Origin of the sequence: Streptomyces sp. H27-H5, assembly GCF_026627505.1 — a bacterium.
GTDB lineage: Bacteria > Actinomycetota > Actinomycetes > Streptomycetales > Streptomycetaceae > Streptomyces.
The window spans coordinates 1-9,661 of record NZ_JAPNLK010000166.1 but is presented as its reverse complement, the minus strand read 5'-3'; the positions used below and the strand labels follow the sequence as shown (position 1 = coordinate 9,661).

12 protein-coding genes are annotated in these 9,661 nt (G+C 73.1%); 6 read left to right on the top strand and 6 right to left on the bottom strand.

Translation table 11 applies throughout. The annotated features are described in order from the left end of the window. Nucleotides 1–18 precede the first annotated feature (18 nt). Nucleotides 19–666 (bottom strand): TetR/AcrR family transcriptional regulator, encoded by a 648-nt coding sequence (locus tag OTB19_RS40080; RefSeq protein WP_267803744.1) that lies wholly within the window; start codon nt 664–666, stop codon nt 19–21. Between the two features lie 76 nt (nt 667–742). Between OTB19_RS40080 and OTB19_RS40075 the strand changes: the two genes are divergently transcribed. From OTB19_RS40075 to OTB19_RS40065, 3 genes are all read left to right on the top strand, one after another. Beyond that, nucleotides 743–1,894: an acyl-CoA dehydrogenase family protein gene (locus OTB19_RS40075; RefSeq protein ID WP_267803743.1), complete on the top strand. Its 1,152-nt coding sequence runs from the start codon at nt 743–745 to the stop codon at nt 1,892–1,894. 77 nt (nt 1,895–1,971) lie between these two features. Further along, nucleotides 1,972–2,289: a YiaA/YiaB family inner membrane protein gene (locus OTB19_RS40070; RefSeq protein ID WP_267803742.1), complete on the top strand. Its 318-nt coding sequence runs from the start codon at nt 1,972–1,974 to the stop codon at nt 2,287–2,289. Nucleotides 2,290–2,378: 89 nt separating this feature from the next. After that, nucleotides 2,379–3,017 (top strand): TetR/AcrR family transcriptional regulator, encoded by a 639-nt coding sequence (locus tag OTB19_RS40065; RefSeq protein WP_267803741.1) that lies wholly within the window; start codon nt 2,379–2,381, stop codon nt 3,015–3,017. A 98-nt stretch (nt 3,018–3,115) separates the two neighbouring features. Here OTB19_RS40065 and OTB19_RS40060 read toward each other — a convergent pair whose 3' ends face one another. Next, entirely contained in the window at nt 3,116–3,577 is a 462-nt protein-coding gene (locus OTB19_RS40060) for a MaoC family dehydratase (protein WP_267803740.1), read from the bottom strand. Nucleotides 3,578–3,683: 106 nt separating this feature from the next. Here OTB19_RS40060 and soxR point away from each other — a divergent pair, with 106 nt between their 5' ends. After that, nucleotides 3,684–4,133: a redox-sensitive transcriptional activator SoxR gene (gene soxR, locus OTB19_RS40055; RefSeq protein ID WP_267803739.1), complete on the top strand. Its 450-nt coding sequence runs from the start codon at nt 3,684–3,686 to the stop codon at nt 4,131–4,133. On the opposite strand, the gene OTB19_RS40050 is transcribed toward soxR, so the two are convergent. The 4 genes from OTB19_RS40050 to OTB19_RS40035 form a co-directional block, all read right to left on the bottom strand. Continuing rightward, the gene (locus OTB19_RS40050) at nt 4,108–4,884 is read right to left on the bottom strand and encodes a 3-keto-5-aminohexanoate cleavage protein (protein WP_267803737.1); all 777 of its coding nucleotides are present in this window, start codon (nt 4,882–4,884) and stop codon (nt 4,108–4,110) included. The two genes, soxR and OTB19_RS40050, sit on opposite strands and share 26 nt — an antisense overlap. Before the next feature lie 47 nt (nt 4,885–4,931). Beyond that, nucleotides 4,932–5,531 (bottom strand): hypothetical protein, encoded by a 600-nt coding sequence (locus OTB19_RS40045; protein ID WP_267803735.1) that lies wholly within the window; start codon nt 5,529–5,531, stop codon nt 4,932–4,934. Nucleotides 5,532–5,680: 149 nt separating this feature from the next. Then, nucleotides 5,681–7,150, bottom strand: coding sequence for a serine-threonine protein kinase (locus tag OTB19_RS40040; RefSeq protein ID WP_267803733.1), 1,470 nt, complete (start codon nt 7,148–7,150; stop codon nt 5,681–5,683). 78 nt (nt 7,151–7,228) lie between these two features. Beyond that, complete coding sequence (locus OTB19_RS40035; protein WP_267803732.1) at nt 7,229–8,485, bottom strand: DUF1343 domain-containing protein; 1,257 nt, start codon at nt 8,483–8,485, stop codon at nt 7,229–7,231. A 124-nt stretch (nt 8,486–8,609) separates the two neighbouring features. On the opposite strand from OTB19_RS40035, the gene OTB19_RS40030 reads away from it, so the two are divergent. Together OTB19_RS40030 and OTB19_RS40025 are read left to right on the top strand one after the other, a co-directional pair. After that, entirely contained in the window at nt 8,610–9,383 is a 774-nt protein-coding gene (locus tag OTB19_RS40030) for an SDR family oxidoreductase (RefSeq protein WP_267803731.1), read from the top strand. Next, nucleotides 9,380–9,538, top strand: coding sequence for a hypothetical protein (locus OTB19_RS40025; protein WP_267803729.1), 159 nt, complete (start codon nt 9,380–9,382; stop codon nt 9,536–9,538). The genes OTB19_RS40030 and OTB19_RS40025 overlap by 4 nt, the downstream gene beginning before the upstream one ends. The last annotated feature ends 123 nt before the right edge of the window (nt 9,539–9,661 follow it).

Here is a 9,661-nt window from a genome sequence, read left to right as displayed (position 1 = left end):
CCGCCGCCCCGCCGTCCGTCAGGGCGTGCCCGTCAGCGCCTCGTACCGGATCGCCAGTCCGTCCAGCAGCGCCGCCAGCCCCGTCTCGAACGCGCCCTCGTCCACCTCGTGTTGCCGCTCGGCCAGCAGGTGGGCCTGGCCGAGGTGCGGGTAGTCCGACGGGTCGTACGCGGCGCGATCGTCCACGAAACCCCCGGCGAAGGAACCCACCGCCGAGCCGAGGATGAAGTACCGCATGAGCGCGCCGATCCGCGTCGCGTGGGCCGGCGGCCACCCGGCCTCCGTCATCGCGCCGAAGACGGCGTCCGCCACCCGGAGCCCCGCCGGACGGCGGCCCGGCCCTCGCGCCAGCACCGGAACGATGTTCGGATGGTCGGACAGGGCGTCTCGGTACGAATGGGCCCAGTCGTGCAGCGCGAGCCGCCAACCCCGGCCGTCCTCGGCGTCGAACATCGACAAGTCGACTCGGGCGCTCACCGCATCCGCCACCGCGTCCAGGATCTCGTCCTTGGTGCGGAAGTGGTTGTAGAGCGAAGGCCCGCTGACCCCGAGCGCTGCGGCCAGCCGGCGCGTGGACACCGCCTCCAGGCCCTCCGCGTCCACGAGCGCGCCCGCCGCCTCGACGATGCGGTCTCTGCTGAGGAGGGGCTTGCGCGGTCTGGCCATGCGCCACATAGTAGGGCCTGCCCGCCATAAACTACCGGTGCTAGTTAACCTGCGCCGGACCGCCCGGAGGTGCCCGGTGAACCTGGAGCTGAGCGAGGAGCAGGAGGCCGTACGGCGGCTCGCCCGCGAGTTCACCGAACGGGAGATCGTCCCGTACGCCGCCGAGTGGGACCGCGCCGAGAGCGTCGACCGGTCCCTGGTCGAGAAGCTCGGCGACCTGGGCTTCCTCGGCCTGACCGTGCCAGAGGAGTACGGCGGTTCCGGCGGCGACCACCTCGCCTACGTGCTCGTCACCGAGGAACTCGGCCGCGGTGACTCTGCCGTGCGCGGCATCGTCTCCGTCTCCCTCGGCCTGGTGGCCAAGACCGTCGCCACCTGGGGCACCGAGGAGCAGAAGCAGGCCTGGCTGCCCCGCCTGTGCTCGGGCGAATCGCTCGGCTGCTTCGGTCTCACCGAACCCGGGACCGGCTCCGACGCCGGCAACCTGGACACCCGCGCCCGCCGCGAGGGCGACACGTACGTCGTCAGCGGCAGCAAGATGTTCATCACCAACGGCACCTGGGCCGACGTGGTCCTGCTCTTCGCCCGCACCAACGACGAGCCCGGCCACCGCGGGATCTCCGCCTTCCTCGTGCCCACCGACAGCCCAGGCCTGACCCGTCGCGAGATCCACGGCAAGCTCGGCCTGCGCGGCCAGGCCACCGCCGAACTCGCCCTCGACGGTGTCCGCGTACCGGCCTCCGCGATGCTGGGGCCCGAGGGCAAGGGCTTCTCCGTGGCCATGTCCGCCCTCGCCAAGGGGCGGATGTCGGTCGCCGCCGGCTGTGTCGGCATCGCCCAGGCGGCGCTGGACGCGGCCGTCTCGTACGCCGCTCAGCGCGAGCAGTTCGGCAAGCCCATCGCCCACCACCAGTTGGTCCAGGAGCTGATCGCCGACATCTCGGTCGACGTGGACGCCGCCCGGCTGCTGACCTGGCGGGTGGCCGACCTGATCGACCGCGGGAAGCCCTTCGCCACGGAGTCCTCCACCGCCAAGCTCTTCGCCTCCGAGGCCGCCGTGCGCGCCGCGAGCAACGCCCTCCAAGTCCACGGCGGCTACGGCTACATCGACGAGTACCCGGCCGGGAAACTGCTGCGCGACGCCCGGGTGATGACCCTGTACGAGGGCACCAGCCAGATCCAGAAGCTGCTCATCGGCCGTGCCCGTACGGGGGTTTCGGCGTTCTGAGCCGCTGTGCCGGCTGAGTACGTACGTGAGTACGCGCGCGGATGTGGCGCGGGCCAAAGGTCGCCGAAGCTGGACCCATGAACGAGACACCGGTCAAGCAGCAGAACACGGGGGCCTACTACGGCCAGGCCGTCGCCTCCTTCGGCGTCGCCATGGCGGCCGTGGCCCTGGGGATCTACAACCTGGACGCGAACGGCTGGGTGCGTGCCTTCCTCGGCATCGCCGTGCTCTACCTGACCACCTCGGCCTTCACCCTCGCCAAGGTGATCCGTGACCGGCAGGAGGTCACCCAGATCGTCACCCGGGTCGACCAGGCCCGGATGGAGAAGCTCATGACCGGCTACGACCCCTTCGCGCCCAAGCCCGCTTCCGGCCCGGCCGCCCAGGATCGCTAAGCGCTTGCTCACCCCTCCGGTAGGGTGTCCCTTCCCATACGACGGATCCCGCGACACGGGTTCCGCGAGGCGAAGAGGGTGAGCGAGCGATGGACAGCCCGGCGGACACCGGCGGCTACCAGCCGTGGTCGGAGGTCACCCCCGACGCTGCGCGGCGGCTGCTCGTCGCCGCCGTGGAGGCCTTCGCGGAGCGCGGCTACCACGCCACCACCACCCGGGACATCGCCGGCCGGGCCGGCATGAGCCCGGCCGCGCTCTACATCCACTACAAGACCAAGGAAGAGCTGCTCCACCGGATCAGCCGGATCGGCCACGACAAGGCGCTGGAGATCCTGGAGACGGCCGCGTCCGGCCCGGGAACCGCTGCCGACCGGCTCGACGAGGCCGTGCGGTCCTTCGTGCGCTGGCACGCCGCGCACCACACCACCGCCCGCGTGGTCCAGTACGAGCTCGACGCCCTCGCCGAGGAGCACCGCTCCGAAATCGTGGCCCTGCGCCGACAGAGCGACGCGGCCGTGCGCCGGATCATCTCCGACGGGGTCGCGGCGGGGGAGTTCGAGGTCCCCGACGTGCCCGGCACCACCCTCGCCGTCCTCTCCCTGTGCATCGACGTGGCCCGCTGGTTCAACGTGACCGGTTCGCGCACGCCCGACGAGGTCGGCGGGCTGTACTCCGACCTCGTGCTCCGCATGGTCGGAACGCGCCCCGACCACGGAACGACGCGGTGACGACCCTCCCGCGGTGACACCCGTCCCCGGTGCCACCGCACGGTGAAACCGCCCCCGAGAGCCGGTGGCCGTGGCCGACCCGCGCCCCGGCCCCCGACTCAGAAGTAGTACCGGGACACCGACTCCGCGACGCACACCGGCTTGTCGCCGCCCTCGCGCTCGACCGTCACGGTCGCCGCGACCTGTACGCCGCCACCCGCCTCGGTGACCTCCGTGATCACGGCGGTTGCGCGCAGCCGCGAGCCGACCGGCACCGTCGCCGGGAACCGCACCTTGTTCGTGCCGTAGTTGATGCCCATCCGCATGCCCTCGACCCGCATGATCTGCGGCACCAGGCTCGGCAGCAGCGACAGCGTGAGGTAGCCGTGCGCGATGGTCGTGCCGAAGGGCCCGGAGGCCGCCCGCTCGGGATCGACGTGGATCCACTGGTGATCGCCCGTCGCGTCGGCGAAGAGGTCGATCCGCTTCTGATCCACCTCCAGCCACTCGCTCGGGCCGAGCGGAACGCCGATCCCGGCGCGCAGCTCCTCGGCGGACGTGAAGATCCTCGGTTCGGCCATGCCTTGCCCCTGCCTCTCACTGACCAGCGAATAAGCGCTTGCTCAGCATGCTGTGGCCACATGTATCTGTCAACGGATTCCGGTCCGGCCGACTACGCTCGGCCGGGTGCCGCAGATTCCCGAGAAAGTCCATGAACTCACCGTCGGTCAGCTGTCCGCGCGCAGCGGCGCGGCCGTTTCGGCGCTGCACTTCTACGAGGCCAAGGGCCTGATCAGCAGCCGTCGCACCTCCGGCAACCAGCGCCGCTACACCCGAGACGCACTGCGCCGGGTCGCCTTCGTACGGGCCGCCCAACGCGTGGGCATCCCGCTCGCCAGCATCCGCGAGGCGCTGTCCCAACTCCCGGAAGGCCGTACCCCGACCCGCGAGGACTGGGCCGGCCTGTCCGAGGCCTGGCGCGCCGAACTCGATCACCGGATCCAACAACTCGGCCGGTTGCGCGACCACTTGACCGACTGCATCGGGTGCGGCTGCCTGTCCCTGGAGAACTGCGCGCTGTCCAACCCGGACGACGTGTTCGGCGAGCGCCTCACCGGCTCCCGACTGTCGCTCTAGCCGCTCCTCCCGCCACCCTGGCCGCGCGGGACGCCTCCACCTCGGCCACGGCCGCCGCGACCAGATCGGCATTGGACCGCGCCGGCCGCCCGTCCGGAAGGACGAGCACGTCGCCCACGCCGATCCGCGCTCCCGCACCACACCGCGCGGCGAGCCGCAGCACCGGCCAGGCGGCGGCCTCCCGCCCGAACAGCACCACCTCCACGGGCGGCAACCAGCACAACCCCGCCACCAGCGCCGGGTCGGCCTCCGACAGCTCCACCGCGAGGCGGACCCGGCCGTGATCGGGCCCGGCCCACGCCAGGAACCGGCCCAGCGGCTCGGGCCCGGCCGTGCCGCCCATCGGAACCACCGCGTCCACCGCCACCCCGCGCGCCAGCAGGGCCAAGCCCAACTCCTCCGCCCCGGGATCCGTGAAACGGACCACCGCGCGATCCGGCAGCACCTGCCAGGAACGGACCCGCGCCTGCCGCGCGGCGGGATCGGGTTCCGCCGCGACGGCCGCCGGCACGGACAGCGGTACGGAGACCCCCGCGCCCCGCAGCGCCTCCAGCAGCGGCCCGACCACCCGGGGTGAGAGGCTCTCGCGGCCGCACGGGCTCCGCGGGTGCACCAGTACCTCGCGGGCCCCGGCGGCGACCGAGGCCACCGCCGAACGCGCCAGGTCCTCCGGGGACATCGGTACCGCCGCCCCCTCGGCGGCCTCCCGACCGCCGTTCAACGCGACCTGGAGCGCAACCCGCGACGCCACGCCCCCGCTCCCGCCCTTCGGGGCCCGGCCCGTCGTGTCCGTCCCGCTCACGCCGCTCCCGCCGACGCCGGATCCAGCGACCCCACGTCGGCGAGGGCCGGTCTGGGAACCACGATCCCGCAGCCCCCGCACACCGGCCCGTCCCAGGACCAGGCGCCGGCCCACGCCTCGTGGCCCACCCCGATGGGCGGCCAGCTCAGCTCCCGCTCCCCACAGATCGGGCACCCCGTGCCCGGCTCCGACTCCAAGGCCCGCACCAGCCGTCTCAACACCTCGCCGAGCGTGCCGTCCGGGCGGATCCCCGGGTCCGCGCACCGCACCACCGCGTCCCCGCTCCCGCCCCACGCCCAGTCCGGCCGGCGCAGTCCGTGGTGCTTCTCACGCCGCCGCCGCTCCGCGAACTGGCGCTCGTACTCCAGCCAGACGGCGCGGGCCTCCTCCAGTTCCTCCAACGCGGCGACCAGCCGCTGCGGATCGGCGCCCCGGTCCTCGGGGGCGATCCCGTGCCGGTCGCACAAATGCCACCACGTCGCCCTGTGCCCGTAGGGCGCGAATCTCTCCAGACAACGGCGCAGCGAATGACGTCGCAACGCCCGGTCATTGCGTGCATCGCGCACCTGGTAGGCCAAACTTCGAAATCCCGCCATCGCACCTTCACCTCCGCCGCGCCCCGCGCCCACGTCGAGGCGTCGTACTAGTCGAACGTCGTCGTACGTCCCGACGTGCCCAACATGCCCGGCGGAATGTGGGCGCATGCGGGGGCGGTCGAGGCGTGCGGGTGGCACATGGCCGGAACTCAGCGCCCCATGCGCCCCGCGGCAACCACGACCCGGGCCAGTTCCTCGTGGCAGATGTCACTGTGCGCCCCCGACGGTGCCCCGCCCCGCCGGACCACGGAGCCCGCGTCCACGCTGACGCAACCCGCCCCCGGCAGCCCGCCGCGCAGCACCGTGTCGAGGCTCAGCCGGGGCGTGTCCGGCACGGCCCGTACCCCGTCGTGCCCGATCGCGCCCCAGCGTTCGTCGAAACCGAGCAGTCCGGCCGAATCCCCGGCCATCCGGGAGGCCAGCGGATAGAACAACCGGAGCGAGGTGTCGTACGGGGAATGGCAGGCGACCACCGGTCCGTCCACCCGCCGCTGGAGCCCGCGCAGGGCGCCGCCGCGGTCCCCGTCGTGGGGGAGGCGGTCGGTGAAGGCGTAGTGGGAGAACGCTCCTTGGAGCAGGGTCAGGGACTTCACGTACCGCGACCCGTCCGGCACCGCGCGCAGCGAGAACGCCGACACCCGCGCCCCGAAGCTGTGACCGATGAGGTGGATCCGCAGCGCCGGCCGGCGGTGCGCGAGCTCCGCGAGAACCGGTCCCAGCCCGTGTTCGCCGACCACTCCCGCCCGCTTCTTCATCTGATAGTAGGTAGCTTGGCGGAGCACCTCTTTCGCGCCGCTCCACAGGGCGCGCAACCCGCCGCCGAGTATCGGATTCGCGCCCCCGACCACGCGCTCGGCCCCGCCCTCGGCCTCGACTCCGGCCTCGACACCGTCGGCGTCGCGCCTCAGCGTCGCGTCCGCCTCCGCGAGCGCGTCGGTGAACGCCCGGCACACCTCCAGGACGTCCCGGGCGAACATGGCCGGCACGTCCAGGGCGGCCGGCGTGGCCACCGCGTCCACCCCGACGAGCTCCCGTACCAGCGCGCCGAACTCGACGAACGCGGCCGCGGAATCGGGCCGTTCCTCCAGCAGTTCGGCGATCCGGTCCAGCTCCGCGTCGCGGTCCGGCCAGAACTCCCCGAGCGCGCGCCGGGTGGCGGGGTCCAGTGCCGTGCCCAGGCCCGGCTCCGCGAGCGCGCCGGGCGGATCGAAGTCCGGTATCGGCTCGTCGGAGAACCGTATCGAGGGCCAGACCACCCCCACGTACCCCAGCCGCACCCCTGACCCCACGAGGTTCGGGAACGGGGCGAAGAAGCGGTCGTACAGGCGGGTCGACGTGGACCGGTCGCTGTTCCAGCCGTGCGCGAAGACCAGCAGGTCGGTGGCTTCGATCCGGGCCACGGCCTCCCGGGTGCCCCGTTCCACGTCACCGTCGGCGTCGAAGGTGAGTTCCGCGTACGGCCCGACACCGACGCCCGACCTGACCGCGACTTCCGATTCGACCGCGACGCCCGGCCCGACCCCTGCGGCGACCCCGACCCCGGCCGCGACCCCCGCCGTGACCGCGCCCCCGCTCCCGCCGCCTTCACCGCTTGCGACCACCATGCCGATGTCCGCCATGACGCCCCCCTCCACGCCGCCCCGACGGCCCCGGCATCGCGCTGCCGCGTCCGCCCGCCGGCCCCGCGGCCGGCCGGGTCACCGGTAGAGGAGGTACCCCTCCCGCAGGGCCGCGAAGCGCGCCAGCCCGGCCGCCCAGTCGCCCACGATCTCCTCCACCCCGGCCCCCGCGTCCACCATCGCGCGCACCCGGTCCGATCCCGTCAGCCGGTCGATCCAGTGGTCGGCCCGCCAACCGAAGCCGCTCCACGTCCGCCGCGCGGTGACCAACAGCCCGATTCCTGCCCGTACCGGGTCGAATGCCTCGCGGTCGTGCACGATCAGCCGGACCCCGCCGCACACCTTCCCGGCGTGCTTGGAGAAGGACGGGGTGAAGTACGTCTCCCGGAACCAGACCCCGGGCAGCGCCAGCGCGTTCGCCGCCTCCGCCCACCGCCGGTCGACGCCCTCGGCGCCGACCACCTCGAAGGGGGTCGTGGTACCCCGCCCCTCGGACAGGTTCGTCCCCTCGAACAGGCAGGTGCCGGCGTACGCGAGCGCCGTGTCCGCAGTGGGCATGTTCGGGCTCGGCGGCACCCAGGGCAGCCCGGTCGCCCCGAAGAACGACTCCCGGCGCCACCCCGTCATCCGTACCGTCCTGAGCGCGACCGGCCCGTCCTTCAGGAACTCGCCGTTGAACAGGAGGGCCAGCTCCGCCGCCGTCATCCCGTGCGCGAGCGCGATCGGCTCCCGTCCCACGAAGCTCGCGTACGGCCGCTGGAGGACCGGTCCGGCCGCCCGCACCCCGCCCACCGGATTGGGCCGGTCCAGCACCACCACCGCCTTGCCCGCCAGGGCGGCCGCGCGCATGCAGTCGTAGAGGGTCCAGATGTAGGTGTAGAAGCGCGCCCCGACGTCCTGGATGTCGAAGACCACCGTGTCGACACCGGCCGCCGTGAACACGTCCGCGAGCTGCCGACCGCTCTTGTCGTACGTGTCGTACACGGGCAGCCCCGTGGCCGGGTCCCGGCCGGCGCCCTCCGAACCACCCGCCTGCGCGGTGCCCCGGAAGCCGTGCTCGGGCCCGAACGCCGCGACCAGGTCGACCCGTTCGTCCGCGTGCAGGACGTCCACCAGGTGGCGCGCGTCGGCGGTGATCCCGGTCGGGTTGGTGACCACCCCGATCCGCTGTCCGGCCAACGCCGCGTACCCGTCGGCGGCGAGCTGTTCGCACCCCGTCCGCACCCGCGCGCTCGCGCCGACCGCCGTCGGGGAGTCCGGCGCCACCGCGCCCAGACTCCCCATGGCCCCCACGGCTCCGGCCAGTCCCAGTACCCCGCGTCGCGACAGCGTCATCCGGACACGCTAGGCCGCCGACCCCTTCCGTCCCGACATACCGACTGGTTAGTCTGCCCCCGATCCGTCCGGATCGGATCGGACCCCGCCCGGGTCCGTCCGCATCCGTCGTCAGCGTCGAAAGGTGATCCACGTGAGCGCGTACCAGGACCAGCGAGTCGTCGTCACCGGAGCGGGCGGCGGCATCGGAGCCGCCCTCGCGCGGCGCTTCGCCGCCGAGGGGGCCACGGTCGTGGTCAACGACCTCGACCCCGCGAAGGCCGCGTCCGTCGCCGACGGGATCGGCGCCCGCGCGATCGCGGTCCCCGGCGACGCCTCGACGATCGTGGAGCGGGCCCGCGAGGCCCTCGGCGGCGCCGTGGACGTCTACTGCGCCAACGCCGGCCTCGCCTCGGGCGGCGACGCCTTCGTGGACGAAGCCGTCTGGGAAGCGGCCTGGGACGTCAACGTGATGGCGCACGTCCGTGCCGCCCGCGCCCTGTTGCCGCAGTGGTTGGAGCGGGGGAGCGGTCGGTTCGTGTCCACTGTCTCCGCCGCCGGACTCCTCACGATGATCGGGGCCGCGCCGTACAGTGTCACCAAGCACGGTGCCCTCGCCTTCGCGGAATGGCTGTCGTTGACCTACCGCCACCGAGGCGTCCAGGTCCACGCCGTTTGCCCGCAGGGGGTCCGCACCGACATGCTGACCGCCGCGGGCTCGGCGGGCGAACTCGTCCTGGCGCCGACCGCGATCGAGCCGGAAGTGGTCGCGGACGCCCTGTTCGACGGCATGGAGAAGGGCCGGTTCTTGATCCTCCCGCACCCCGAGGTGGCCGACTACCACGCCGCCCGGGCCGGCGACCCGGACCGCTGGCTGACGAACATGAACCACCTCCAGCAGAAGTGGGAGACGCGATGACAGGGCCCGCCCCCGAGTCGACGCCCCGGCCCGCGCCCGTCGTCGAGACGATGCCCGCGCCCGCCGCCGAAGACGCGACGCCCCACGCGACGTCCGACGCGACGCCCCGGCCCGTCCGCTATGCCGACCGGCCCTGGCTGGCTCGCCTCAGGTGACTGCTCACGAGGTGGTGTGACCTGGGGGTGATCGGTTCGTTGGTCTGTCCGTGGGAGCTTCCAGCCGCCGGTGTCCGTCGTATGACGATCTCGTGCGCGTGATCGCGGATCTGCAGGCCGAGG

Coding starts and splice junctions, on each gene's coding strand:
- OTB19_RS40080 (WP_267803744.1), bottom strand. CDS start 666: ATGGCCAGACCGCGCAAGCCCCTCCTCAGCAGAGACCGCATCGTCGAG.
- OTB19_RS40070 (WP_267803742.1), top strand. CDS start 1,972: ATGAACGAGACACCGGTCAAGCAGCAGAACACGGGGGCCTACTACGGC.
- OTB19_RS40065 (WP_267803741.1), top strand. CDS start 2,379: ATGGACAGCCCGGCGGACACCGGCGGCTACCAGCCGTGGTCGGAGGTC.
- OTB19_RS40060 (WP_267803740.1), bottom strand. CDS start 3,577: ATGGCCGAACCGAGGATCTTCACGTCCGCCGAGGAGCTGCGCGCCGGG.
- OTB19_RS40045 (WP_267803735.1), bottom strand. CDS start 5,531: ATGGCGGGATTTCGAAGTTTGGCCTACCAGGTGCGCGATGCACGCAAT.
- OTB19_RS40040 (WP_267803733.1), bottom strand. CDS start 7,150: ATGGCGGACATCGGCATGGTGGTCGCAAGCGGTGAAGGCGGCGGGAGC.
- OTB19_RS40035 (WP_267803732.1), bottom strand. CDS start 8,485: ATGACGCTGTCGCGACGCGGGGTACTGGGACTGGCCGGAGCCGTGGGG.
- OTB19_RS40025 (WP_267803729.1), top strand. CDS start 9,380: ATGACAGGGCCCGCCCCCGAGTCGACGCCCCGGCCCGCGCCCGTCGTC.